Consider the following 24,303-nt stretch of genomic DNA (forward strand, 5'->3'; position numbering starts at 1 on the left):
ATGGGTGGATTGCAGCGCTTTGGGTTGGTACTGATCGCCGCGGCGCTGCTCTCTGGCTGCGGCTACAAGCCGACGAGCCGGGCCGTCAAGCCGGTGCTGCAGGAGAGCGTGAGCACGAAGATCGTCATCTCCATGCAGGACCCGGACAACACCGTCTACATCAAAGACGCCCTCGACGAAGCCGTCGTCAACCGCTTCCGCACCCGCCTAACCGATGAGGCGCACGCCAGCACCCACCTGACCATTTCCCTGCGCAAGGTCGTTTTCAATCCGGTGCAGTACGACACCAACGGCTACATCGTCGCCTACCGTGCCATCGTCACCCTCGACATCGACCGGGAACGCGGAGAAGAGACGCGCCGCTACAATGCGCGGGGAAGCTACCTCTTCACCATCGAACCCAACGCCATTATCTCCGACCTCGTCCGCTTCGAGGCGATCAAGTACGGCTCGGAGAAGGCGCTCGACAGCTTTGTCGCCCAGGTCGCGGGCGAGGGGGCCTCTGCTGAAGTTCGCTGACTTTCTCGACGCGAAACCGCTCTACTACGACAAGATCGACCTGGAGCGGATGCCGCGGGCCTGGGACCGGGTCAAAGCGCGTGTGTCGCTGCCGAAGATCATCCACCTCGTCGGCACCAACGGCAAGGGAACGACGGGGCGCTTCCTCGCCGGGGCCCTCCTGCATGCCGGCTACAGCGTCGGCCACTACACCTCCCCCCACATCCTGCGCTTCAACGAACGCCTCTGGCTGAACGGCAGCGACGCCGACGACGCGCAGCTGCAGGGCGCTTTTGAGAAGGTGATGGGGTGGCTGGACGCAGAGACGGCCGAGGCGCTGAGCTACTTCGAATTCACGACCCTGATGGCCGCGGCGCTCTATGAGTCCTGCGACTACGTCGTCATGGAAGCGGGCCTCGGCGGCGAGTTCGACGCGACCGCCGTCTTCGAGAAAACCCTCACCCTCGTCACTCCCATCGACATTGACCACCAGGCCTTCCTGGGCGACACCATTGAAGCGATCGCCGTGACGAAACTGCGGGCGATGGGCCCCACTGTGATCCTGGGCCTGCAGCCCCACGAGGAGGTTTACGCCATCGCCTCGGAGATCGCCGCCGAGCGGGGGGCGACACTGCTGCGCTGTGAACGGCTGTTAGACGAAGATGCTATAATGGCGCTTCAAAAGAGGGCGGAAGCGCTGGCACTGCCGGCGTACCTCCGCGACAACCTCATGCTTGCCGCCGCCGCCCTGAAGCTGCTCGGCGTCTCCTTTGACGCACAGAGCTTCAGCGCGCCGCTCTTCGGCCGCCTCTCGCGGATCGCCCCGAACGTTTGGCTCGACGTGGGCCACAACGTCCTCGCCGCCCGGGCCATCGCACGAGAGCTGGGGCCGCAGAAGGTCGTTCTTGTCTACAACAGCTACGGCGACAAGGACTATGCATCCATCCTTGCCGCGCTCCGCGACAACATCGAGCGCGTCGAGCTGATCGAGGTGCAGAGCGAGCGTGCCGCCGCCCGCGATGCACTTGTCGGGGCGCTCGAAGCGCTGGATATCCCCTACGGCACATTCGAAGGGGTGCAGGCACAGAAAATGTACCTGGTCTTCGGCTCGTTCAGCGTGGCGGAGGCCTTTATAAAAAAGACGGGATTGAAATGAACCAAGTTGACAAGGCGCCCCTGCTTTCCGCGCCGAAAACTCTCCGCAACGACACGGCACGCTGAGTATGCAGGCCAAGCTCTACGCCTACCTGAAAAAGGGTAGCCTCCCCGACGTACTCATCTGTGAAGACGCTGCCGAAGCGCAGCAGCTCCGCGACCTTTGCCGCTTCAAGGAGATCGACGCGGTCGTTCTCCCCGACTTCCGCGCGACTTGGCTTGATGACCTGCGCCCCTTCAGCGAAGAGCTGAGCCAGATGGCAGAGGCGCTGCGCAGTTACTACGAGGCAGATAAAAAGCCCCTCGTCATCGCCCCCTTCAAAAGCCTCCTCTTCCCGCTGCCCAAAACGAACCTGCTGCGCACAAAGCAGATCGCCTTCGGCGACCGCCTCGACCTCTCCGGCCTCAAAACGGAGCTGCTCCACTGGGGCTATAGCTTCGTCGACCTCGTGGAGATGGAGGGGGAGGTCTCCTTCCGCGGTGACATCATCGACGTCTTCGCCCCCGGCACGGAGAGCCCCTACCGCATTTCCCTCTTCGACGACGAGATCGAGCAGATCAAGGCCTTCGAGGTGGAGACCCAGCGCACCGTCGGCGAGGAGCTCGAGGGGTTCGAGCTGCACAGCGCCCCCTACGCCTTCGACGAGGCCGGCTACGAGCGCATCGTTGCGGCGGTAGAAGCCTCAACGAGCGACAGCTTCGTCAAGGACATCGACTCACTGGGCTTCTGGTACCTGGACGGCGATGCCGAGAACTTCCTGGAAGGCAAAAAGGTCGCCGCCGTCAAACGCCTCGACGCGATGATCGGCGAGGCCTACACCCTCAACACCCCGCAGGTAGAGGCAACGGATTTTGAATCCGTCGCGGTGCTCCCCGAGGACGACCGGGTCAAGGCCCTCGCGGTCACCGACGTCAAAACCCTGCTGGAGGTCCACCCGAACAAGAAGGTGACGATTATTGCCAGCAGCGACGCGCAGCTGAAGCAGGCGGGCATCTTCGACACGAAGGGCATCACGGTCAAGCGCTCCGGCGAGATCGTCAACCTCATTACCGACACCGAGCTCATCATCTCCCTGAACAAACCGGTGCGCAAAAAGCGCCGCCGCAAGAGCAGCCTGCTCCTCGACGACCTCAAGCCCGGCGACTACGTCGTCCACGAGGAGCACGGGGTCGGGATCTTCGAGGCCATCGAACAGGCGGAGATTTTGGGAAGCGTGCGCGACTTCATCGCCATCAAGTACCAGGGCGACGAGCGGGTCCTGCTGCCGGTGGAGAACCTCGACGCCATCGACCGCTACATCGCGGGCGCCGGGGCGCCGCCGGTGCTCGACCGCCTGGGCAAGGGGAGCTTCGGCCGTCTCAAGGAGAAGGTCAAGAAGCGCCTCTTCGAGATCGCCTCGGAGATCGTCAACACCGCCGCCCAGCGCGCGCTTATCAGCGCCCCCGTCATCGAGACGGACGCCAAGGAGGTGCAGGCGTTCCAGTCCCGCGCGGGCTTCGAGTACACCGAGGACCAGGCGCGCTCCATCGCCGAGATCATCGCCGAAGTAGGCAGCGGCCACGTTATGGACCGGCTGCTCAGCGGGGACGTCGGCTTCGGCAAGACCGAGGTGGCGATGAACGCAATGTTCGCCGCGGCCTCCGCGGGGTACCAGTCGGCCGTCATCGTACCGACGACCCTGCTCAGCTCCCAGCACTTCGCCTCGCTCAAGGAGCGCTTCGCCGAGTATGACTTCCACATCGCCAAAATAGACCGCTTCGTCACCCCCAAGGTGAAGAAGGCCGTCGAGGCGGGATTGGCGGATGGGAGCATCGACATGGTCGTCGGCACCCATGCGCTCTTCGGGACGAAGTTCGCCAAACTGGGCCTCGTCGTCATCGACGAAGAGCACAAGTTCGGCGTCAAACAAAAAGAGAAGCTCAAAACGCTTTATGAGAAGACGCACCTGCTCACCATGAGCGCCACGCCGATTCCGCGCAGCCTCAACCAGGCGCTCAGCTCCATCAAGACCCTCAGCACCCTCATGACCCCTCCGGGCGAACGGCAGGGGGTGCGCACCTTCGTCAAGGCCTACGACGAGAAACTCGTCAAAGAGGTCATTTTGCGCGAGCTGCGCCGGGGCGGGCAGGTCTTTTACGTCTACAACTCCATCGACCATATGCCCATAAAGCTGGGCGAACTCAAGGCGATCCTCCCGGACCTTCGCATCCTGATGCTCCACTCGCAGGTGGGCGCCGTCGAGACGGAAAAGGAGCTGCTGAAGTTCCAGGCCGGCGAGTACGACCTCATGCTGGCGACCTCCATCATCGAGTCGGGCATCCACATGCCGCGGGTCAACACGATGATCATCGACGGGGCCGACCGCTTCGGCATCGCCGACCTGCACCAGCTCCGCGGCCGCGTCGGCCGGGGCCATACGGAGGGGTTCGCCTACTTCATCGTCGAGGACAAGGAGCTCATTACCGAGGAAGCGAAGAAGCGCCTCGTCGCTCTGGAGTCCAACTCCTTCCTCGGCAGCGGTTCCGTGCTGGCCTACCATGACCTCGAGATCCGGGGCGGGGGGAACCTCGTGGGCGACGCGCAGAGCGGGCACATCAAGAACATCGGCTACTCTCTCTACCTGCGGATGCTCGAGGACGCCATCAAGGAGCTGAGCAACAAGAAAGAGACGCCCAAGGCGAAGGTGGACCTCAAGCTCGCCGTCAGCGCCTACATCAGCGATGAGCTCGTCGCCGAGGACCGCCTGCGCCTGGAGCTCTACCGCCGCCTCAGCCTCTGCGAGACCCCGACGGAGGTCTACGAGATCGAGGAGGAGGTCACGGAGCGTTTCGGACGCCCGGACGGCCCGACCAAGCAGTTCTTCGAGTTGATGGTCATCAAGCTGATGGGGCTGGAGAAGCACATCAAGATGCTCAGCTCCTACGGCCAGAACATCACCATCGAATACCTCAACGGCTCGAAAGAGTTCGTCAACGCCGACAGCAAAGACGACGACGATATCATCAAGGCCGTGCTGCACTACCTGCGTACGGCGAAGCCGAAGGTGCTGTAAGAGCGCTGCGGCTTCCCGTACGCTTATTCGTATACCCCCGCCCCGACGATGAGGGGTTCTCCTTCCACAACGACCTTTTTGACATAGGTGATCTTCTGGACAGGGATCTGCGGGGCCTGCGGGCGGGGCCAGTAGTAGGAGACCCACCCCTCTCCTTTGAGCATAGCCAGGTCGATGTACTCCCGCGCGATGGCCTTCTCCTTGATGTCCGTGATCGTCAGGACGTTGCGCCCTTCGATGCCGGGAAAGGCCGGGTTGACCAGTTCGACGCCGGAGGCGGAGGTGACGAAGACGTAGGTGTCGTGGAAATAGAAGCGGCTCTTCTTGTCGCGCAGGGTTTTAAAGGCGGCCTTTCCCTCCTTTTGAAGCAGGGCGACGGCGGCGTTGACTTCATCGACGAGGAACGCCTTTTCCATCACGCTTTTATAGTTGCCGCTGCCGACGAGGTAGACCTTGCCCGAGGGGGCGGTGCTTCGCATGATGTAGGTGGATTTCCAGATGGGCGCCGTCTCTCCCGGGCGGTTCCACTGGTAGTGGACCCACCCTCTGCCCGCTTTGCTCGCGGCCGCATCGACGATCATCCGCCCGATCGGTTTGCCCCCGACGTCTGTGAGCCCGATGAGGTTCCGCTTCTCATGCGCAAGATCGGGCGGATAGACGTAGCGGTTGCCTTTGAGGTCCCAGACAAAGATGTACCTGTCGCCCCGGAACCACTTCCCGCCTTTTTGTCTGAAAGCGGGGAAGACGGCTTCGCCCTCCTTGGCGACCGCGTCGGCCGCCGCCTGGACGAAGGCGACGAGGTCGCGGGTCTCCTTGTGCTCATACGCCACCGGCTCCGCGGCGGCAAGGTTCACCGCCGTCCAGATGAAAAGCAGCAGTGCCGCGCTTCTTATCCCCCGTAGAACTTTCATGGTATCTGCCTCCGTGTTGAGGTGTGCAGCTTTTATCGTATGGCAATCCCGCTAAAAGGTATCTAAAGGCAGTGGAGCGAAGAAGGGCATGAAGATGCCCTTCGCCCTATTTAAGAGGAACAGGTGACGTGGGAGATGCCCGCGATCTCGAAGTACTCGGTGGGCTTTTTCCGGTAGTACTTCGCCGCGGTCGCTTCGGACTGCTCGGCGTAGGGGTCCGTCATGACGGCCTGCAGCTCTTTGATGAGCGTATAGTCCCCGTCGGCGGCCTGCTGGTAGGCCGGGACGAGGAACCACTCCCTCAAGGTGTATTTGGGGTTGACGGCCTTCATCTGGCGTGAGAGCGCTTCGCGGGATTCCGGCGACGTGGCGTTGATGTCGTCGGGGTTCGTCGTCTGTACGACACCCTTCCACTTCTCCAGCCATTCGCTCCAGCGGTTCAGCAGCGCGGCATCTTTGACCCCGTCGCCGTAAAAGCTCTTCGTCAGCGGGGCGATATCTTCGGGCACGGATGAGAGTTCGCGGAAGAAGATGGTGTAATCCACCCCCGTCTCGATCATCAACGTCACCAGTTCGTTGAACAGCGGTGCATCCAGCTTATGCAGCCCCAGCTTGGATGCCCACATGGGGATCATTTTCCCCTGCATCGCTCTTGCAAATCGAAGGGTCAGCATGTCCAGCTCGTTCACTGCCTTTTCATCCGACGTCAGCAGCGGCTTCAGCGCGGTGCAGAACATTGCAAAGTTCGTTTCCGCGGCCTGGGGCTGGTTCAGGAAGGAGAAGTGGTCTCCTCCGCCCGTCCACGGCTGGTAGCGCGGGTCGAACATCTCGATGAACCCGAAGGGACCGTAATCGAGGGTGAAGCCGCCGGCGGCGGTGTTGTCGCTGTTGAAGTTGCCCTGGCAGTAGCCCACGCGTATCCACTCCGCCACCAGCGTGGTGAGACGGTCGCGGAATGCCGTTGCCAGCAGGAGCACTTTGTCCCGGAGGGGAAGTGAGGTGTCGATAGTGTCGCTGTACTCACGGTCGATGAGGTGCAGGACGATCTGTTCGAGCTCTTCCAGCGCTTTGGGGTGTTCGTTCTTGCGCGCCCGCCGGCCGAAAAGTTCGACCTGCCCCACCCGGATGAAAGAGGGGGCGACCCGCGTGGTGATGGCCACGGCCTCCTCGAGCATGACTTCGGGGTTTCGCGAGTAGGAGCCGTTGTTGAACCACGGCCGCGCGACCGTCTCCGTCTTCGAGGTGTAGAGGCTCAGGGAGCGCGATGTTTTTACGCCCAGGGCGTGCATGTGCTCCTGCGCCAGAAACTCGCGGATGCTGGAACGCAGCACGGCGCGGCCGTCGGCACCGCGGCAGTAGGGTGTCCTGCCGCCGCCTTTGAGCTGCATCTCCCAGCGCTGCCCGTTGATGACCGCTTCAAGGATGGAAACCGCGCGCCCGTCGCCGTAGCCGTTGCCCGTACGGAAGGGGCACTGCTCGTAGTATTCAGTCCCGTAGATGGAAAGCGCGTACCCCGTCGCCCAGCCCCGGCGGCGCAGCGGCTCGGGGAGCTGCGAACTGTCGCCGGAGAACATCCGCATAAAATCCTCCGAGGTTGCCAACGCGTCGCTAAAGCCCAGTTCACGGAAAAAGGTCTCGCTGTGCGCGATGTACACGGGGGTTTCTATGGGCGTGGGGTTCACAGGCACATAATGCCCGCTGAAGACCTGCCGCGGCGCGTGGTCAACGCCGTCCGCCGTCGCCTCGGGGTCGGGGGTCAACGTGTCCACAAGCGAGTAGTTCGCCAGCGCCGCGAGATCGTCAAGGCTCTTTACCGCTGTAGGGGTTTCAATTGCTGCTTTCATACTTGTTTCCTTTAGCATTCGCGACGGGCATGCAAAAATGGTTCGGCTATCTAAAAAGTGAATTCTTGCAGGCTATTCTAAAAAAGGCTATTAATGAGGTTTGGTATAAAAGTTTCGGTGTTTTTTCTTTAAGGAGTGGGATCGTTGAATTTGGCAGAGCAGTTCTTCGAGCTAATGGTCATGGTAGGGCTGGAAATGAGGTGTCACGGTGGAGCGCCTCAACAGCTCAAAAGAGTACTTCACCGCTAACAGCAAAGATGACGATATCATGCGGGCTGCTTTGCACTACCCTTGCACCGAAACAGAAGGTGTTGTGACGTTCGAAGTGCGCTTATTAGCTCTTCTGTCTTGTTGTATGCTAATTAATCATAGGCTTTTCGGATTTTAATTGCTTCTTCTATCCAATAGTCAATGTTTTCTGCAATGTGATTGTAGACATTACTACTTAACTTATATGGAGGGTCATAGGACTTGGCAATGGATGATAGTCTTTTTTTTGTCGGAATATGAGTAATATAAAAGAGAGGGTTTGCACCCTTTGAAGACTGTTTGCCATTAACATCTTTTAAATTGTGAATGTGAATGACCAACACACCCAAACCCCTGTTCCAAGACTCAACAATCTCATGATTAATCCATTTCCTGTTAGCAGTTTTTGAGCCCGCTAGGATAACCGTACATGTTCTTCCTTTCATTTGACTGGATATCCACTCTTTAATTTTTTTGTCACCTCCACCAACGACAGTTTCCCAATCATTGTCCTTGGCAGGCTTATTTCCTTCGATTGTCCCAATATTTCTAACTTGTGAAACACGCCAATTGTCTGGTTTGTAATGAAAACTAAAAAAACACTTTCTAGCCATAAATGTCTCCTTTGCTAATATTCTGTTATGCGCCAATCAGGAACATGAGTTCCATCAAAGAATCGTGATCGGACTGCAACAAATGAGTCTTTGCCTATATCGTTTCCCCGCGAAGTCAATTCTGCGATTGCTTCTGCATCATCCAATTTGATTTCACTTGATGCTTGTTGATTAATGCGAAGATGGTGAGCTGGACCGAGAAAGCCGTCAGCCATAATAGAAGCAGCATGCTCTTGCGCGGAAAAAAAGAGATCCGTACTGTCTTCTGCCCATCCAAACTTACCTTTTCCTAGTGATTCAGTAAAATCAATTTCGTGGCTCATCGTTCCTATACTTAGAACATCTATTCTATCCATGGGGATATTAAGATATCGGACAGCCTCTGCCAATGCTGGAAGTATCGGATTATTGGCCCAAATTCCACCATCAATGAACTTTTCTATTGTGATTGGCCCTTCATATGTGGCCTCATCAAAATATGTTGGTGCTGCAGAGGATGCAAGTGCTGCCTCAACAGCAGTGATATCACGGAATGCAGTGCGGTCTTCGCTATGAGCTGTAGTAATTACCTCGGCTTTCCCATGGAGAGCGCGTACTGTTGGAATGACAAGTCTGCAACACGAGTCATGAGAGAGTGTTTTATCGCCAAAAACATCTTTTAGCATATCACGGAGAGTTGCTGATTCATGTTTGGACTTAAGCCAATGGCGCAATTTTCTATTTTTGGGGAAAATACTTGATCCTTTTTCTTTATAAAAATCTAGTATTTCAGCTGGTGTTAGTCCAAGACTAAGTCCGATGGCAAGTATCGCTCCTGTTGATGTCCCTGCTACAAGATCAAAGTGCTTAATTAGATCATTACCACCACCACTCTTAATCATGTCATCCCATTTTGCAAGGACAGCGGCAGTGAACGTGCCCCGTAAACCACCACCATCAAGAACTAATATGCGGAAATTACGTCCTTGTGAAACACTTTCTCGAACTAGTGGTAAAAGTTTTAATTGAGTGACAATTGTTTCTGTAAGTTCTTCAACAGTTTCATTTTCTGCAATCTTTTGGTTTTGTATATCTGAAAGGCCATTTTTGAGACGAGAAATTAATGTTGAATCTTCTTTAACATAGCCAGCTGTTGCACCTCCAAAACTAGTAATAATAAATCCGGGCTTTCCTAGTGATAACATAGCATCCAATTCGAGAGGAACCCCCGCTCGTTTCTTGTTTGTATCCCACCATTTGCCACCAATACATACAATGACATCTGAACGTTCAGCCATCCATTCTCGCATCGGGATCAAATTCTCATTTGGGTCTCCAGGAGCAGAAGGCATTATTTGGACAGAAGCGAATTTTCTTTGACGCTCAATTTCTTCCAAGTGTTCAGTTGAGATAGCAAACTTTTGGGCACGGACAAGAACAAGAGAGTCTTTTTCTCCATCTGCTTCGATGAATTGTCTTGCAGCAGTCTCAAGTGGCTCCAAAAATGTGGGATGGCTTCCGTGAATTAATACCCCTCCTTCACTGAATATCTTACGTGCAAATTTTTCAACAAATTTTCGTATTCCTGCTTCTTGTTCAGGGGTTGAATCTTCAGGGATTGCACCGGACAGATGAATTCTTACTCCAAGTAAAGGCAAGCTAAGTGGCATGGACTTTATCCTTAGTCGTATTTGTTTCGAATCTCGATGGCTTTTTCAATCCAAGTGGCAAGATTCTCTTTTATATGGTCATAAACGTATGTGCTAGTAGAATATGGAGGATCATATGCTTTGACAATATTTGCTAGTGATGTGCCATTTAAAGTATATGCATCGAATGGATTAGACCCCTTGCGCGATTGACTTCCATTACTATCCTTCAAATTATGAATATATATTCCTAGTACTCCCTTTTTGTCATTCCACGCTTTTTTGATTTCATAGTTAATCCACTTTCTTCCAGCAGTATTTTCACCAATAAGAATAATAGCAACAGATTTTCCATCTAATTGACCATCTATCCATCTTTGAATGGCTGGATCACCACCTTTTTTGACAGTCTCCCAATCATTGTCAGAAACAGGTTTGTTTCCATCAATAACACCCATATTTCGTACTTGGGAAACTCGCCAGTTATCTGGTTTGTAGTGAAAACTGTAAAATGCTCTACGAGCCATAAACATCTCCTTTGCTTGATTTTTTATATGAGTTAATCATGTGTATTTTTTCGGATTTTCACCTTTCATCCAATCCTTTAAGGTTACCCATGTTCCAATGCCTCTTTGAACGTAGAAATTGTCACTAGTTAGATCTAAATAGGGGTACAATCCAAGGTATTCTCGCCCTTCAAACTCTTCATCATCTTCCATGATTGGTGCGACAGCAACCCTTCTAGTACGTGCATCCATATAACCTAATTCCCATGGCATCCAGACTGAGCGACTAGCTGATACTGATGTTAAATATATTAAAGAAGAGCAGTGATCCATTCTATTTCGAAGTACAGTGGCTGTATATTCTGATACATGATCTCTATTTAATTGATTGTCTTCTATCCAGTCTACATAAACAGAATATCCTTGCTTAAGTAACATGTCACGAATTTGCTTTACAATCCTTGCATCTGAATATGCATGAGATAAAAAAATATCATATGTTTCGGTAAAAGAAAACGATTCAAATACTTCATTTAAAGAATTCGAGGCCCACTGTTTTTCTCGATATTCTTCAAAAAGAGTGGACTGAGCTGCATTGTAACGAGCTAGCAAGTCTGATTTTCTCAATACTGCCATGCAACTCCAATCGTGTCACAACAATCTGAATTAAGCACACGAATCCCTTATAAGCATCGGCTGCTCTATTTGACTTAACCAAGCCTCTCTATAAGTTTGAAAGCAATTTCATCCGTAACACGTGCGCTCTCTGACTCTGGATTTTCGTCTCGTTTGAAGTGAATCCCTATAATATCCTTTGGAATTCCCACAAATGTTGTGTCGTCCAAGAAAATAGGAATAACATCGCCGTCTGGTACGCGGGGAAGAAAACATTCTCGTTCAAAGGTTGGCCAGATTTTCTCACGATAATAGTTGTCTAAAAGACAAACTACAAGACGAGAGTCGCTCCCAAAGATTCGCTCAAATTGAGTTGACCAGGCGCCACCAAGAAAGTTAGCTTCGAAGTGTTCATCGTAAAATACATGAGCATCGAGAAGAGAAAGCTGCTGGGCTATCTCACGAGCAAGTTCCCTGTTCTCACCTGCAAATGAGACTGCAAAGTCATATTCAACGTCTCGTCCCGCAGCTCTGAATCCGCAATCATGTCTTAACTTCGCCCAATCTAAGTGTTTGAGGAAATAAAAAAGTGCAGGATCTTCGATTGCGAAGTTTGTCGTTTCGGCATTGTAGTAAAAGTGGCGTGCACAAGTCGGTTTATCTCTCAGGAGGATTGCTAGGCGACTCCCCTTGATATTATTAATGCTACCGCGGATATCTTCATTTGAATTTGCGAGTTCATTCAGATCGACTATTGAGCTTTCCTGTTGACTGATTTTCTGCAGAAGTTTTAAATAGGGGTCGTTGTTGGGCCTAAAACGTACCCCTCTACAGAACTCCTTAACTGCGGGATAAAATGCAGCAGAAAGCCTCTCCACAACTCTTTTTCTCAAGAGTGCAATATCGAATGAAAGTTCGCGTTTATTGTCTAACGTTTCCAGCACATCATTCATTATACAGATCGTTTGACATAGTTGCTGTGTAAGCCAATAGTCGCCACGTGATTCTTTGAATACTGATTCTACATCTGGGATATCCACGTTTAGCGCAGCAGATCCCTCTTTAATGAGTCGTTCTATATCTACTTTGGATCCCGCTTGTATCCGGTGGATTCCAGTTCGCTTGGCAATATCTGGTACTAATTGTATTAACTCCGATCCAACCTGGTTTATCCCAATAAGAACTAATTTAGTTTGCGATGTACTGGTCTGGCCGGATTCAGCAGCGAACTTTGCGATATTGGCAAGTTGCTCCTGTGTTTCGGTGGCGAGACGATGGAAATCGTCAATGACAAAACGTCCGGGTGCTCTGGATCGTATAATTTCCTCGATACGATGTATATTGGTCGCATCTCTGGCCGTTAAGTATTCTGCAGCTTCGCCACCAAGTTGTTCAAGAATTTTTCGCACACACGTTGTCTTCCCAGTACCGGACTGCCCCTCAATTATCACTGGTTTCCCTGGATGACGAATGTCTAATAAAATTTCGTTGAAATTTGGAGGTTTCACAAATGTGAACTTTGGAATACCCTCAGTTACAAAGACTTCTTCGACTAGCTGTTGCATGTGTTACTTTTCCTGCCTTATTGTATAGATTATATGAGTAGAGGACATTTTATGTTAATTAACCTTTAATCGTCAAAAACTGTTAAACAAAGATAATGTGATACTATGCAAGAAGCGGCTTTAACCCGCAAAGCGATACAATGCCGATTATGAAAAAACTCACAGTAGCAATGATCGGTGACGTTGTCGGGCGGCCGGGACGGTCGATGATCAAGCAGCACCTGCCGCGGCTCAAAAAGGAGCACGGCATCGACTTCGTCGTGGCCAACTACGAGAACGCCAGCCACGGCTTCGGGCTGACGGCCAAGAACGCCGACGAGCTTCTTGCAGCCGGTGTGGACGTTATGACCGGGGGCAACCACAGCTTCGACAAGAAAGAGATCATCCCCCTTTTTGAAAAGCTGCCGCTGTTGCGTCCGCACAACTACCCCGAGGCGATGCCGGGCAAAGGCACAGGCATGTACGAGGTGAACGGCGTCAAAGTCGGGGTACTCAATGTCATGGGCTACTACGCCATGCCGATGGTCGACAACCCCTTCATCTGCGCGCAGAAGAGCGTCGAGGCGCTGCGGCGCGAGGGGGCCGAGGTCATCCTCGTCGACATGCACGCCGAGGCGACGAGCGAGAAAAGGGCGCTGCTGATGATGCTGCGGGGCCACGTCAGCGCCATCATCGGTACCCATACCCACGTGGCGACGGACGACCTGCAGATTGACGGCGGCACGGGCTACGTCACGGACCTTGGCCTCAGCGGCTGCCGCGACAACGTTATCGGGATGGACCCCAAGATCCCGCTGCAGCGTTTCCTCACAGGCCTTCCCGGCCACTTTAACGTCCCGGAGAAGTGTAAAAAGATTTTGCAGACCGCCGTGTTCGAGCTGGACGAGAAGGGGCGCTGCGTAAGCGCCAAGAAGATCAAGACCTTCGACGACGGGCGCGAGATCATCACCGATGCCTGGGAAGTCTAGCGTAGCGCAGGCACGCGCTTTTTGATTAATGGCGGACGCTCTCCGCAACGATGAGGTCACCCAAAGACGGTGACCGTCTTTCTTTCCACAACTATTACCTCTAAACCCCCACCGTAACGGCCCGACTGTTCTCGTCTTCTCCCTGCTGCTGTCAAGCGATCGACGCTGCACTTTTCCCTTTCTAAGGCCAAAACAGTTATAGTAAATTTCATATTTTTCAATTGGGGATCACATTAATGAAAATATTTGTTTCGGCGCTTCTTCTACTTATGACGTCCTCGCTTTTGGGCAGCGGGATCGAAACGATGATGAAAACGTTCAAACCGACGGCACAGGAGATCGAGTCGGGGGCCGCCATTATCAAGAGAGAGTGGCATGTCGTGCTCGATGAAAAGAACCGTGCCCATGAGACAATTCACTATGTGATCGCCGTTTTGAATGACGAAGCCGCCGTTGACTACAGCCAGTTCACTTTCGCGCACAACGCTTTTTACGAGCAGCAGCAGCTCGATTTTGCCGTGGCCTATACGCCTGATGGCAAAAAGAAGAGCGTGCACAAAGATGCCATCCAGATCAAGAGTTCGAACAGAGCCAGTTCGTATGACGATACGAAACTGCTGCAGTTCTCGATGCCTTCTGTCACTGCCGGATCGTTTATCGAGCTGCAGCTGAGTTCGGAACAGCTCCATTCGCCACTGCCCGGGGAGTGGACCGGCAAAAGTTATTTCTACCGCTGGCATGCGAACGGCGATATGCGCAAAGTGCGTTTTGACCCGATACGGGAAAACACCGTCACGGTCGATACCCCGGAGGGGGCAAGCCTCTACTACAAGCTGCACAATGCCACAACCGCGCCGGAGATCCGGATAGAGGGCGGCCGGACCGTCTACACGTGGACAAAAAAAGATCTGCCCCGGATCAAGGCGGAAAACGGGACGGCCGTCTCCTATAATGAGATCATGCCCTGGCTGAGCCTGTCTACCCTTGCAAAATGGCACCGGGTTTCGGACGTGATGTACGGCGAGTATGCCAAGGCCTCGGAACCCTCCGACGCGATCCGAGAACGCGCGCTGCAAGTGACGGAAAAGGCCGCCTCGGACGAAGCGAAGATCAAAGCGCTCTACTACTACATGGACAAAAACATCAAATACATTTTTGCCCACCTGGGACGCGGGGGGTTGGTCCCGCACCGTTCCGGGGAGATCATGAACCAGATGTACGGGGACTGCAAAGACCAGGCGACCCTGCTGGTCTCGATGCTGAAGGCCGTGGGTATCGAAGCCTACCCGGCACTGGTCAATGCGGCGGAAGAGATCGTCACCCCCGATCGTCTGCCGAACCTTCAACTGTTCAACCATGTCATCGTCTACGTCCCGAAGTATGAGATGTGGATCGATACGACCGGCACGCATTTCACCTTTCCCGGCATCGCCTGGAGCCTCGGCAATAAAGTGGCCTTTGTCCTCAACGGCAGCGGCGGCCGGTTCAGAACGATTCCCGAACGTTTCAATACCTCCGATGCCAGGATCGCCGTCGATTTCAGTGACGACGGCAGCTATTACGGCGGGAAAATCCGTATGGATCTGTCCGGGGCGGCCAGTCAGTTCTATAAATCCGTGATCGCCTTCTCGCAAGATCCGGAAGAGACCCTGCTGCAGCAGTTCAAGAGTCTGTTCGGCGCGGCTGCCGTGGTCAGCAACCTGAAGTACGAGGGTGCGGAAGACCCGAAAAAAGAGGTGTCGTTCTCCTTTGAGGTCAAAGGGGTGGAGCAGATCCCGGACGACAAAAGAGAGTATGCTGCGCTTTTTTACGGGTTTATCCGCCTGTTGGCGCTGCGCGATGTCCCGCAAGAGCAGCAGCGCACCTACGGGCTGGATTTGGGCGCGCGTTCGACTCTGCAGATGCGTATGCACTGCAAGCCCGGCAGCAAGGCGTTCAACGAGTGGCGCTTTGTCAAGCTGCCGTCGTCGTACAAAGGCAAATTCTTCGAGTATGGGTTTGCGCACAAAGCCTCGGATGACGGGATGGTCATCGAGGAGCGTTTTGCCGTCAATCAGCGAAAGATCTACCCCGAGGCGTATGCCGACTTCTATCAGCAGTCGCTGACACTGCACCAGGGGATGCTGTGGTATCTGCGCTATACCAAGGACGAGCGCAAAGCGGCCGAAGCGCAGATGAAGGCGAAACTGGATGAGAACAGCACTCTCGATAGCATGCATGCCCTTGCCGAGCACTACCTTGACAGTGCCGAGTACGACAAAGCCAAAGCGCTGCTTGAAAGCGCGGTCGCGAAGGGCACCGCGCAGGGGAGGACCTACTACCTTTACGGGCTGGTACTGGGCTACAGTTCCGAATTCGAAAGCTCGTCCGAAGCGTTCAAGAAAGCCAAAGCGCTCGGGTATCAACCGGAATAGGAGGGAGTGATGAAGTTGAAGATTTTCGCAGGGGTTTTGACGGCCCTCATCGTCGCGGGGTGCGCACCGATGGAGACGCCCGTTTCCAAAGAGCTGAAACAGCAGATCGAACATGATAAGAACAATGCGATGCTGCAGGCAGGGTTGGCCGAAGAGTACTATCGTCAGTTCATGGAGGACCGCCGCCGGGTATCTTCCCTTCTCGAGGCCAAAAAGACGATTCTGAAGGCCGAGGCGCTGGAACCGGACAGTCTGCGGATCAAAAAACTCGCCTATTTGATCATCAAGGATTATGCGCTCGGCTTTCGGGATCGGGAGATGTTCGATGAACTGTACCGGCGGTTCCCCGAGCTCAAAAGCGCCGGGGTCAAAGTCTACCCTCCCTCCTTTATCAAAGCGGTGACACTGGACAGGAACGGCGACGAGAAGGAGATAGTCCGCCTCTACACCCAGGCGATCCGCGAGGAGCCCGATTTCATGGGATCATACGCGCTCCTGGCGGAGTTCTACAACTACAAGGAGCACTACGATCTTGCAATCGATACGGCCAAGCGCGCCATCAAAAAGGTGCCGGAGTATGCGGACATGCATGCCACACTCGCCGAGGCCTACTATTGGAAGGTCGCCGAACTTGAAGACCAAAAGGAGTGCGGCGCCGGGAACGCCGCACTGAACCAGAAAGTATTGGATTCTGCGGCACAGGCGATACGTTTGGACCATAAAGCGTTTGCGGAGCCGATGAACGTCCTGATGCTGCAATCCTACGAACGTCTGGGACAGAGGGAACTGGCACTGTTCCTGGCCGACAAAGTGCTCAAGGCCGATGACAATATCGGCCTCTATGCGCAAACCCTCCAGATCAACGGCAAACTGAAAGCGTCCATGGCGCTGCTGCAAGAGCAGCAAGAAGAGGATGCTTTCCACAGCCAGTTGAAGGGAATGGGGTATTTTATGCAGCAAGATTGGAAACGGGCAATAGAAGAATACGAACGCTACTTTGAGAGTGAGGACGACGAGCTGGATTACACGGACTACGTCTACTACCTCTCGGCGCTGCGTATGGACGGGCAGACGGCGAAACTGGACAAGACGTTGAAGACCCTCCGCGACAGGAGCTTCGAAGGCCGCTGGCAGGAGACGGTTATCAAGTTCATGCTGGGGGAACGCTCCAAAGAGGAGCTGATAGAGGCTTCGGAAAACCGCTGCAGCACGACGGAAGCCATGTTTGTCCTCGGGATGGACGCGCTGGCGCGAAAGCAGCGGGACGAAGCCATAGGGTATTTTCACGAGCTGCAGGCACAGAAAGTCTATTCGTATTGTGAATATGCCGTGGCTACCTACTTCCTGGAAAACGGGCTGGAAGGCTAGTCGGGCGCGTTAGAGCGCCAGTTTGAGGATCGTTCTGAGAACGTCCTCGGTGTAGGTGTCGGCCAGGCCGAACATCTTGGCATTCGCCGCGGCGTTTTCGACGATGGCGTCGATGTCACTCTCTTTGATCGAGAACTGCGACAGCTTTGTCGGCGTGCCGACCTTGTCGAACCACTGCTCCAGCGCTTCGATCCCCTCCATGGCAGTTGATTTTCCGAAAAGATTCTTTGCAAACCGTTCGAACTGGGCTTCGTTCTGCTTATGGTACCACTTCATCCATGCCGGCATGATGACCGAGAGGCCGGCGCCGTGGGCGACGTTGAAGAGCGCCGAGAGGCTGTGCTCGATCATGTGGTTGGGGAAGCTGTAGCCCGCGACGCCGAGGGTGGTCGTGCCGTTGAGCGCCTGCGTCGCCGCCCAGGCGAACTCGCCGCGGGCGTCGTAGTCGTCCGGGTCGGCCAGCAGTGTCTCCGTCGTGCTCATGACGGTGGAGATGTTCGCCTCGATGTACTTGGCGATGATGTCGGGGTGATACGAGGCGGTAAAGTACCCCTCGATGGAGTGGGCGATGATGTCCGCGGCGGAGTAGACGAGGTACTCTTTGGAGACGGACTTCTGCAGCTCCGGGTTGACGACGGAGACTTTCGGGTAGACATGGGGCGAGGCGATGGAGAATTTCTGCTGCGTTTTCTCGTTGGTGACGACGGCGTAGGTGTTCATCTCGCTCCCCGTCGCGGCGAGGGTGATGATGTCAAAGACCGGCAGCGCTTTTTCGATGACGCTTTTGCCGATAAAGAAGTCCCAGACGTCACCGTCGTAGAGGCTGCCCGCCGCGATGGCCTTGGAACTGTCCAAAACGGAACCGCCGCCGACGCTGAGGATGGCCCCGACGCCTTCGGCTTTGGCCGCCTCGACCCCTTCGTACACCTTCGAGAGCAGCGGGTTGCTGACGATGCCGCCCAGTTCGACGTACTCGATATTGTTCGCTTTCAGGCTGGCGACGACGGTGTCGAAGAGGCCGTCTTTTTTGATGCGGTCACTGCCGAAGGTGAGGAGCACCTTACTGACGCCCGCCGCGGCGATGTGGTCGCCGATGGCTTTTTCTTTGTCTCTTCCGAATTCGATCTTGGTGGGGTTATGGTAAGTAAAATCTCTCATATTGTTCTCCTGGATGCTTTTGGATAATTATAGGGGGATTTGCGTTTACGCGGTAGAACGATGCTATGCGGGAGTTGCCTGATTCTCCAAGCGTTTCATAAATGTGACGGATTTGTGAAGGTGAGAGGGGGAAGGGGGCGGGACGCGCGGGGCGCCCGCCTCAATAATTATTTGATTTTGGCTTTGGAACTCTTGGTGTTGCCCTTGAGGTCAACCCAAGTCATAACGAGTTCGTCACCCTTTTTGAAGTCGCCTTTGAACGCGAACTTGAAGATCGGGTTCTTGGAGAGGAACTGGCTGACAGAAGCGTCAAGAACAGTCGCCGCGCCGACTTTGGCGTCGATGTGTGTGATGAAGTTCGCGTTGTTGCGGTCGCCGGTTTTCTTCTCAGCGATATCGTATGTCCACATGTCGTGCTTCGCCATCGCTTTTACAGAAACAACATTACCTTTGAGTTTTGCTTTGATTCTCATGATATTACCTTTCTATTTTCGTTTTCTATAGGCGAAGGCGATCAGCCCTCACAACCACCGAGTGCAACGTCGAGTGTTTTGGAGCCGCTGTAGAGCTTGCCGTCGTTACCCTGTACGACTGCTGTGATCGTACCGGAAGCTTTCATCTTGATCTTGATGGAGAAGTCGATGATGCTGTACTCGTTGAGGTCGTAAACGATAACCGCAGATTCCGGGTTGACGTTCTGAACGATCATAACGGATTTTGCAGCGATGTCAGACTTGACATCAACCGGAACCGCACCACCGTTGCTTGCAACGTCCGGAGCGACGACTGTAACGCCTTCAGCGACAGTTGCTGTTGTGCCGTACATCGCTTTGAGGGCGTCGTCGACAGTTTTTGCTGTCCAAACTGTCGGCTTGGATTTACGGAAATCTTCCGCCAGGACGCTTGCCGGTACGGCAGCGAGGGCACAGGCGCCGGCAGCCATGGAGAGGAATGTTCTTCTTTGCATAGGGTTATCCTTTGGTTCGAGATCTATATTGCTCTAACGGAGCATGATGTAATCACAGTGTTAATGTAGCGTACAAATGTGAATTGATTGTGAACACCGCGGCGTCGGAGGGTGCCGCAGTGCAAAGGGGGTAAATTAGAAGTCGCCGATCGCCGCGCGAGCCGGGATCTCATCCATCGCCTTTTTGACGGAGAGGGCCATCTTCAGCATATCTTCGGGCAGCTCGTAACCGCCGTGGATCGCCAGGGTCATGTCCATGCTAACGAGCCAGCGGTCGCCGTTGCCGTACTCGACGAGCATGATGCGGCACGGCATGAACCCGCCGTAGTAGCGTGAATGGTTGAGGAAGACCTTCGCGATCGGCAGGCTGCACAGGGAGAAGATGCGCGCGTGCTTGACCTCTTCGGGTGCCGCGTCGTCTTTGGTGTACATTTTGATGTCGCCGGTAACGCGCATGTTGTACTCTTCCGCGAGGGACTTGATCGTCTCTGCGACGTCGTCATTCGGAATGTCGGCGTTGACCAGCCACTCCTGCATCATGGCACGTGCAGGGTCGCCGTACTCGACAACCTTCGTGAACATGTTGTCATAGGCTTCCATGGCGTTGTCGTCAAGCTTGTGCTGACCCGTGACGGCAGTCCAGCCCATGTGCATCGTAGAACAGCCGCTCATCAGCATTGTGAGGGCAACCGCGAACAGTGAAGTCATCAGACCTTTTATCATTACGTTTCCTTCAATAAAGTTTTCACTATGAATAATAGTCTATTTATTAATGGATTTGAATGGGTAAATCTACGAAAATGTTGCCTAATTGTACAAAAGGAGCTTTCAACCATGAAGGAAAAACTCATCGAGGCGCTTTTCAAAAAGTATGATTTCGAGCATGAAGTGGGGGTAAAACCCACCTATATCGAGAAGGTCAAACTGCTTAAAAGCGACCATTATGAGCACGGCAAGGAGCTCCTCTACAACCGCGGCATTTTCCTTATTGCCAGCGGACAGAACCGGGGGATCATCGACGACGAGCAGGTGACATTGGGCAGCGGCCAGTACGTCATCATCGCCACCGTCCACCCCGCCGAATGCAAGACGTTCCTCTTCGACAAGGTGATGAAAGGGGTCTACATCGACCTGGACCTGCAGCGGCTGCAGAAGATCCACTCGTTGATGGAGAAGCAGCCACCGGCCGACCCTTTTAAAACGCCTAAGAACGTCGTCACCGGCACGATGAACGAGGAGATCGAGTCCGCTTTCAACCGGCTGATGAAGATTCTGCTCGACCCCCAGGAATCCAAGATCCTCGGCGACAATGTGCTGGACGAACTCTACTACCGCATCATCAATACGAGTGCGGGGGAGCACCTGCTGCAGCTCTGCTGCCAGCTCACCCACTTTTCAAGGATCTCGACGATTGTCGACGAGGTGCAGAACGAACTAGACCAGGAGATCAACATCGACGATCTGGCGCAGCGGGCCAATATGCGCAAGGCGAATTTCCATAAAAAATTCAAAGAGATCTACAACGACTCGCCGATCCAGTACATCAAGAAGATCCGGCTGAATAAGGCGCGCCAGTACATCATGTTCGACAAGATGAAGATCTCGGACGCCGCGTCCAGGGTGGGCTACGAAAGCCCCGCCCAGTTCAGCCGCGAATTCAAAAGCCACTTCGGTTTCCCGCCCTCGGAGCTGAAAAACCAGTGAGGGCAGGGGGGTCGTCGCGGCTTACTCTGCCGCTTCGACCGTGATGACCCCGGACATCGTTTCAATATACCCGCCGCCTTCGACGGCATGCCCCAGCTCGTACAGCCCGCTTGCCTTTCCGAAATCCTTGTAGAACATGACGACGTCGCCCCAGGGAGCGTAGTAGGCAAGGGTGCCCGCTTTAGCTTCCGCCAGGGGCGTGTTGTCCGTTGAGAGTTTCTTCGGGGGGTAGAAGATCTTTTCGTTGCTGCCGTACTCCTCTACTTCGATGGTGAGGGGGAGTTGGGCGTAGAGGGCCTTCGCGGCGGGGGAGTCGTTGAGTTGAAAGAGGGTGGTGTTTCCGTTGGCGTGGACGCTGATCTGCATGAGGTTACCTCCGTCGCGGGCGGCCAGAGGCAGGGTGAAGAGCGCTATGAAGATCATCATGAATAGTGCCTTCATGTCTTGCCCCCCTCCGACGCAGCTGTTTAGCGCTTTTTGAGCACGTCGTGGATGACGGTGTATTTGCCGGCCCATGCGCTGATGATGTCCGTCGCCGTCTGCGCCCCGTAGCCCGCGGCCGAGGCGAACATGGAGGTGGCGCCCGCCGCACAGCCGGTGACATACTTGCCTTCGTCGACGACGCCGTTACTGTTTTCGATCATCACCATACCGGGGCGCGGGGCGCGGACGTGGTCAACGACGGGGGCGCCGATACCCTCGACAGCGATGGTCTGCATCCCGTTGGCAAAGACGACGGTATCCGCCTCGTAGCTTTCGCCCGATTCGGTGTTGACTGTAAACGCCCCCGCACTCCCGGAGACGGAGGTGACGGTGTCTTCTTGCAAGACGACGTTCTCATACGCTTCCGCCCGCGCTGCCAAAGAGGCCAGCAGTTCGGGACCCTTCGTCCCTTCGGCGACACCGGGGACGTTATGGAGCTCCGCCATGTTCAGATGGGACTTCCCGGCGTCGATGACGAGGATATTTTTCGCGCGTGCGATCTCCATTTTCGGCCCCGCCGATCCCAGCGTGATGGCGCACGAGAGTCCCGAAACCCCGCCGCCGATGATAATGACATCGTATTTTTGCATCTTCTCTCCTTTGCATAGAGTCTATTTTAGCAGCTAACCCCGATGAGGGCTAGCACGATACCGGCGCAGGATTGCCCGATACTACATGATTGCCCGTTACGACATATAAGCCCCGCCGCTGACGGAGAGGTAGGCCCCCGTCACCTGGGCGCTCTCCTCTTTGGCGAGGAAGCTGACGGCGTTCGCGACATCTTCGGGTCTGGAGATCGTCTGCGTCGGCGTCATGGAGCGGATGAACTCTTTGAACGCCTCCGGGGCGCCTTCGGTCGCATCGGTGAGAACCAGGCCCGGCGCGACGATGTTGGAGGTGATGCCATGCGCACCCAGCTCCTGCGCAAGGTACTTGCTGAAGGTGTCGAGCGCACCCTTGGCGGAACCGTGGGCGATGAAAGAGGGCGCCGGACTTTCGGAGAGGGTGCTGGAGATAAAGATCAGGCGGCCGAACTTCTTCTCCGTCATCGAGGCTGCGGCATACCGGGCACAGAGGTAGGAGGCGCGAATTTCGTCGTTGAGCTTCTGGGAAAATTCGTCCCAGCTCTGCTCCATGAACGGCTTCTGCGTAAAGTGCATGTTGGCATTGGAGACGAGGATGTCGACGCCGCCGTGGTCGCGTTTGATGGTGTCGAACATCGCCTTGATGCTTTCTTCGTCCCGGACGTCCGCCTGGATGGGGTACGCTTCGCCGCCGGCACCGTTGATGGCCGAGGCCAGGTCATTGGCGACCTGGGTGCTGTTGACGTAGTTGATAAACACGCGGTGGCCGTCTGCGGCGAGGGCTTTGGCCGTGGCCGCGCCGATGCCTCTGGCACCGCCGGTAATCAGAACATTTTTCTTAGACATTTCAGGTCCTTTCATCATTGGATTGATGGGGACTATTGTAGCGGCCTGCGTGTTTCCGTGTAAGAGTAAAAACTCCTATTAATTGTCAATTTTTCTTATTTAAAAAAACAATGAGCTTAAAAACTTAATAATAACGCTATGTTTCGACTATACAATGGACAAAAACACGTTTAGGCGTAAAAATGGTGCCCAACGGCATACATCAGGATTAATTATGGAACTTTTGAGCATGTCCCAGGCGCTGGAGCGCTACAGGCAGATCCACCTGGAAACACCCGCATTCGGCATGAACGTCCTCTCGGACGATTTCCGGCCTACCGACATCGTCATTCTTCAGAGCAACTCCCAGCGCAAAGAGGGGGTGCCCGTGCGGTGCGACTTCTACACGATGGTGTTCTGCCTGGCGGGCGGCTCGATCCGCTATGTCAACCAGTTCGAATACACGATCAACGCGCACTCCCTGCACCTGTTGCCGCCGGGGTCGATCCATTCGTTCCGGGACACCTTTGACACGACGGAGTATTACGTGATTTTGTTCGAGAAGGATTTCCCGGGGGAGACGGCGTTGCTGGCCTTTCACGACCGGCACCTCGAAAGCGTCGACCTGGAGCCGTCGCTGTTCGGCAGGGTCAAAGAGCTTTTTGAGGAGATCGAGCGTGAGCTCAAAAAGTCCGACGTCGACAGCGGCCTCTATGCCAAACACCTGCTGGACCTTATTTTGCTGATCCTGAAACGGGAGAAGCTGAAACTGGGGAGCGACGCACCCAGAACGCGCAGCGATGTCATCTGCAGCCGCTTTCTCTCGCTGCTGGAAGAGCACTTCAAGACGATGAAGCGCGTCGACGACTACGCGGCGCTGCTCGACCTGACGCCGAAATATCTCAGCGAAACGGTCAAGGCGAACCTGGGGAACAGCGCGCTGCACTACATCCATAAACGCATCGTCAAGGAGGCCGAATACCTGCTGGTCTATACGCCAAGGACGGTCGGCAGCATCGCGGAAACGCTCAATTTTCATGACGCCTCTCAGTTCACCAAGTTTTTCAAACAGAAAGTCGGCAAAAGCCCGAAGCAGTACCGTATAGACAATGCAGGCTAGCCTCCGTCTGCGTTTTGAAGCGTAGGGGAACTGCTGCACAATTTTTATGCGGGCCGTAGGCTGCAATCCCCGTG

22 protein-coding genes are annotated in these 24,303 nt (G+C 54.7%); 8 read left to right on the forward strand and 14 right to left on the reverse strand.

Annotated elements, in window-relative coordinates:
- The 3 genes from WCY31_RS02530 (at nucleotide 1) to WCY31_RS02540 (ending at nucleotide 4,706) form a co-directional block, all read left to right on the forward strand.
- A complete protein-coding gene (locus WCY31_RS02530; RefSeq protein WP_345973001.1) occupies nucleotides 1-519 on the forward strand; it encodes a hypothetical protein in 519 nt (172 codons plus the stop codon).
- Nucleotides 473-1,654: a bifunctional folylpolyglutamate synthase/dihydrofolate synthase gene (locus WCY31_RS02535; RefSeq protein WP_345973002.1), complete on the forward strand. Its 1,182-nt coding sequence runs from the start codon at nucleotides 473-475 to the stop codon at nucleotides 1,652-1,654. The genes WCY31_RS02530 and WCY31_RS02535 overlap by 47 nt, the downstream gene beginning before the upstream one ends.
- A 67-nt stretch (nucleotides 1,655-1,721) precedes the next feature.
- Nucleotides 1,722-4,706, forward strand: a complete 2,985-nt coding sequence (locus tag WCY31_RS02540) for a DEAD/DEAH box helicase (RefSeq protein WP_345973003.1) — start codon at nucleotides 1,722-1,724, stop codon at nucleotides 4,704-4,706.
- Between the two features lie 23 nt (nucleotides 4,707-4,729).
- Here WCY31_RS02540 and WCY31_RS02545 read toward each other — a convergent pair whose 3' ends face one another.
- The 7 genes from WCY31_RS02545 to WCY31_RS02575 form a co-directional block, all read right to left on the reverse strand.
- Nucleotides 4,730-5,617 carry a cache domain-containing protein gene (locus WCY31_RS02545; RefSeq protein WP_345973004.1) on the reverse strand — a complete coding sequence of 296 codons (888 nt, stop codon included), beginning with the start codon at nucleotides 5,615-5,617 and terminating at the stop codon, nucleotides 4,730-4,732.
- A 110-nt stretch (nucleotides 5,618-5,727) separates the two neighbouring features.
- A complete protein-coding gene (locus WCY31_RS02550) occupies nucleotides 5,728-7,461 on the reverse strand; it encodes a protein adenylyltransferase SelO (RefSeq protein ID WP_345973005.1) in 1,734 nt (577 codons plus the stop codon).
- 362 nt (nucleotides 7,462-7,823) lie between these two features.
- Nucleotides 7,824-8,324, reverse strand: a complete 501-nt coding sequence (locus tag WCY31_RS02555; RefSeq protein WP_345973006.1) for a TIR domain-containing protein — start codon at nucleotides 8,322-8,324, stop codon at nucleotides 7,824-7,826.
- Between the two features lie 14 nt (nucleotides 8,325-8,338).
- On the reverse strand, nucleotides 8,339-9,973 hold the full coding sequence (locus tag WCY31_RS02560) for a CBASS cGAMP-activated phospholipase (RefSeq protein WP_345973007.1): 1,635 nt from the start codon (nucleotides 9,971-9,973) through the stop codon (nucleotides 8,339-8,341).
- An 11-nt stretch (nucleotides 9,974-9,984) separates the two neighbouring features.
- Complete coding sequence (locus WCY31_RS02565) at nucleotides 9,985-10,479, reverse strand: TIR domain-containing protein (RefSeq protein ID WP_345973008.1); 495 nt, start codon at nucleotides 10,477-10,479, stop codon at nucleotides 9,985-9,987.
- A gap of 36 nt (nucleotides 10,480-10,515) precedes the next feature.
- The gene (locus WCY31_RS02570) at nucleotides 10,516-11,094 is read right to left on the reverse strand and encodes a TIR domain-containing protein (protein ID WP_345973009.1); all 579 of its coding nucleotides are present in this window, start codon (nucleotides 11,092-11,094) and stop codon (nucleotides 10,516-10,518) included.
- 74 nt (nucleotides 11,095-11,168) lie between these two features.
- On the reverse strand, nucleotides 11,169-12,638 hold the full coding sequence (locus tag WCY31_RS02575; RefSeq protein WP_345973010.1) for a TIR domain-containing protein: 1,470 nt from the start codon (nucleotides 12,636-12,638) through the stop codon (nucleotides 11,169-11,171).
- 149 nt (nucleotides 12,639-12,787) lie between these two features.
- On the opposite strand from WCY31_RS02575, the gene WCY31_RS02580 reads away from it, so the two are divergent.
- The 3 genes from WCY31_RS02580 to WCY31_RS02590 all read left to right on the forward strand — a co-directional run bounded on the left by WCY31_RS02580 (nucleotide 12,788) and on the right by WCY31_RS02590 (nucleotide 17,388).
- Nucleotides 12,788-13,606: a TIGR00282 family metallophosphoesterase gene (locus tag WCY31_RS02580; protein WP_345973011.1), complete on the forward strand. Its 819-nt coding sequence runs from the start codon at nucleotides 12,788-12,790 to the stop codon at nucleotides 13,604-13,606.
- A gap of 236 nt (nucleotides 13,607-13,842) precedes the next feature.
- Nucleotides 13,843-16,020, forward strand: a complete 2,178-nt coding sequence (locus tag WCY31_RS02585; RefSeq protein WP_345973012.1) for a DUF3857 and transglutaminase domain-containing protein — start codon at nucleotides 13,843-13,845, stop codon at nucleotides 16,018-16,020.
- 9 nt (nucleotides 16,021-16,029) lie between these two features.
- Nucleotides 16,030-17,388 (forward strand): hypothetical protein, encoded by a 1,359-nt coding sequence (locus WCY31_RS02590; protein ID WP_345973013.1) that lies wholly within the window; start codon nucleotides 16,030-16,032, stop codon nucleotides 17,386-17,388.
- Nucleotides 17,389-17,397: 9 nt separating this feature from the next.
- Here WCY31_RS02590 and WCY31_RS02595 read toward each other — a convergent pair whose 3' ends face one another.
- The 4 genes from WCY31_RS02595 to WCY31_RS02610 all read right to left on the reverse strand — a co-directional run bounded on the left by WCY31_RS02595 (nucleotide 17,398) and on the right by WCY31_RS02610 (nucleotide 20,236).
- Nucleotides 17,398-18,546 carry an iron-containing alcohol dehydrogenase gene (locus tag WCY31_RS02595; protein WP_345973014.1) on the reverse strand — a complete coding sequence of 383 codons (1,149 nt, stop codon included), beginning with the start codon at nucleotides 18,544-18,546 and terminating at the stop codon, nucleotides 17,398-17,400.
- Between the two features lie 167 nt (nucleotides 18,547-18,713).
- A complete protein-coding gene (gene soxZ, locus WCY31_RS02600; RefSeq protein ID WP_345970097.1) occupies nucleotides 18,714-19,019 on the reverse strand; it encodes a thiosulfate oxidation carrier complex protein SoxZ in 306 nt (101 codons plus the stop codon).
- Between the two features lie 41 nt (nucleotides 19,020-19,060).
- Nucleotides 19,061-19,513: a thiosulfate oxidation carrier protein SoxY gene (locus tag WCY31_RS02605; RefSeq protein ID WP_345973015.1), complete on the reverse strand. Its 453-nt coding sequence runs from the start codon at nucleotides 19,511-19,513 to the stop codon at nucleotides 19,061-19,063.
- 135 nt (nucleotides 19,514-19,648) lie between these two features.
- Entirely contained in the window at nucleotides 19,649-20,236 is a 588-nt protein-coding gene (locus WCY31_RS02610; RefSeq protein WP_231020263.1) for a DUF302 domain-containing protein, read from the reverse strand.
- Nucleotides 20,237-20,347: 111 nt separating this feature from the next.
- Between WCY31_RS02610 and WCY31_RS02615 the strand changes: the two genes are divergently transcribed.
- The gene (locus tag WCY31_RS02615; RefSeq protein WP_345973016.1) at nucleotides 20,348-21,217 is read left to right on the forward strand and encodes an AraC family transcriptional regulator; all 870 of its coding nucleotides are present in this window, start codon (nucleotides 20,348-20,350) and stop codon (nucleotides 21,215-21,217) included.
- Between the two features lie 21 nt (nucleotides 21,218-21,238).
- Here the strand turns inward: WCY31_RS02615 and WCY31_RS02620 are convergent, their stop codons facing one another.
- From WCY31_RS02620 to WCY31_RS02630, 3 genes are all read right to left on the reverse strand, one after another.
- Nucleotides 21,239-21,643, reverse strand: coding sequence for a cyclophilin-like fold protein (locus WCY31_RS02620; protein ID WP_345973017.1), 405 nt, complete (start codon nucleotides 21,641-21,643; stop codon nucleotides 21,239-21,241).
- 41 nt (nucleotides 21,644-21,684) lie between these two features.
- Entirely contained in the window at nucleotides 21,685-22,290 is a 606-nt protein-coding gene (locus tag WCY31_RS02625) for an NAD(P)/FAD-dependent oxidoreductase (RefSeq protein ID WP_345973018.1), read from the reverse strand.
- A 96-nt stretch (nucleotides 22,291-22,386) separates the two neighbouring features.
- On the reverse strand, nucleotides 22,387-23,130 hold the full coding sequence (locus WCY31_RS02630; RefSeq protein WP_345973019.1) for an SDR family NAD(P)-dependent oxidoreductase: 744 nt from the start codon (nucleotides 23,128-23,130) through the stop codon (nucleotides 22,387-22,389).
- A gap of 214 nt (nucleotides 23,131-23,344) precedes the next feature.
- Between WCY31_RS02630 and WCY31_RS02635 the strand changes: the two genes are divergently transcribed.
- Nucleotides 23,345-24,229, forward strand: a complete 885-nt coding sequence (locus tag WCY31_RS02635) for an AraC family transcriptional regulator (RefSeq protein WP_345973020.1) — start codon at nucleotides 23,345-23,347, stop codon at nucleotides 24,227-24,229.
- Nucleotides 24,230-24,303: the final 74 nt, after the last annotated feature.

The organism is Sulfurimonas sp. HSL3-1 (assembly GCF_039645995.1).
GTDB classification, from domain to species: Bacteria; Campylobacterota; Campylobacteria; order Campylobacterales; family Sulfurimonadaceae; genus Thiomicrolovo; species Thiomicrolovo diazotrophicus.

Coding starts and splice junctions, on each gene's coding strand:
- WCY31_RS02530 (WP_345973001.1), top strand. CDS start 1: ATGGGTGGATTGCAGCGCTTTGGGTTGGTACTGATCGCCGCGGCGCTG.
- WCY31_RS02550 (WP_345973005.1), bottom strand. CDS start 7,461: ATGAAAGCAGCAATTGAAACCCCTACAGCGGTAAAGAGCCTTGACGAT.
- WCY31_RS02610 (WP_231020263.1), bottom strand. CDS start 20,236: ATGATAAAAGGTCTGATGACTTCACTGTTCGCGGTTGCCCTCACAATG.
- WCY31_RS02570 (WP_345973009.1), bottom strand. CDS start 11,094: ATGGCAGTATTGAGAAAATCAGACTTGCTAGCTCGTTACAATGCAGCT.
- WCY31_RS02575 (WP_345973010.1), bottom strand. CDS start 12,638: ATGCAACAGCTAGTCGAAGAAGTCTTTGTAACTGAGGGTATTCCAAAG.
- WCY31_RS02580 (WP_345973011.1), top strand. CDS start 12,788: ATGAAAAAACTCACAGTAGCAATGATCGGTGACGTTGTCGGGCGGCCG.
- WCY31_RS02560 (WP_345973007.1), bottom strand. CDS start 9,973: ATGCCACTTAGCTTGCCTTTACTTGGAGTAAGAATTCATCTGTCCGGT.
- WCY31_RS02555 (WP_345973006.1), bottom strand. CDS start 8,324: ATGGCTAGAAAGTGTTTTTTTAGTTTTCATTACAAACCAGACAATTGG.
- WCY31_RS02565 (WP_345973008.1), bottom strand. CDS start 10,479: ATGGCTCGTAGAGCATTTTACAGTTTTCACTACAAACCAGATAACTGG.
- WCY31_RS02625 (WP_345973018.1), bottom strand. CDS start 22,290: ATGCAAAAATACGATGTCATTATCATCGGCGGCGGGGTTTCGGGACTC.
- WCY31_RS02620 (WP_345973017.1), bottom strand. CDS start 21,643: ATGATGATCTTCATAGCGCTCTTCACCCTGCCTCTGGCCGCCCGCGAC.
- WCY31_RS02590 (WP_345973013.1), top strand. CDS start 16,030: ATGAAGTTGAAGATTTTCGCAGGGGTTTTGACGGCCCTCATCGTCGCG.
- WCY31_RS02615 (WP_345973016.1), top strand. CDS start 20,348: ATGAAGGAAAAACTCATCGAGGCGCTTTTCAAAAAGTATGATTTCGAG.
- soxZ (WP_345970097.1), bottom strand. CDS start 19,019: ATGAGAATCAAAGCAAAACTCAAAGGTAATGTTGTTTCTGTAAAAGCG.
- WCY31_RS02545 (WP_345973004.1), bottom strand. CDS start 5,617: ATGAAAGTTCTACGGGGGATAAGAAGCGCGGCACTGCTGCTTTTCATC.
- WCY31_RS02540 (WP_345973003.1), top strand. CDS start 1,722: ATGCAGGCCAAGCTCTACGCCTACCTGAAAAAGGGTAGCCTCCCCGAC.
- WCY31_RS02630 (WP_345973019.1), bottom strand. CDS start 23,130: ATGTCTAAGAAAAATGTTCTGATTACCGGCGGTGCCAGAGGCATCGGC.
- WCY31_RS02595 (WP_345973014.1), bottom strand. CDS start 18,546: ATGAGAGATTTTACTTACCATAACCCCACCAAGATCGAATTCGGAAGA.
- WCY31_RS02585 (WP_345973012.1), top strand. CDS start 13,843: ATGAAAATATTTGTTTCGGCGCTTCTTCTACTTATGACGTCCTCGCTT.
- WCY31_RS02605 (WP_345973015.1), bottom strand. CDS start 19,513: ATGCAAAGAAGAACATTCCTCTCCATGGCTGCCGGCGCCTGTGCCCTC.
- WCY31_RS02635 (WP_345973020.1), top strand. CDS start 23,345: ATGGAACTTTTGAGCATGTCCCAGGCGCTGGAGCGCTACAGGCAGATC.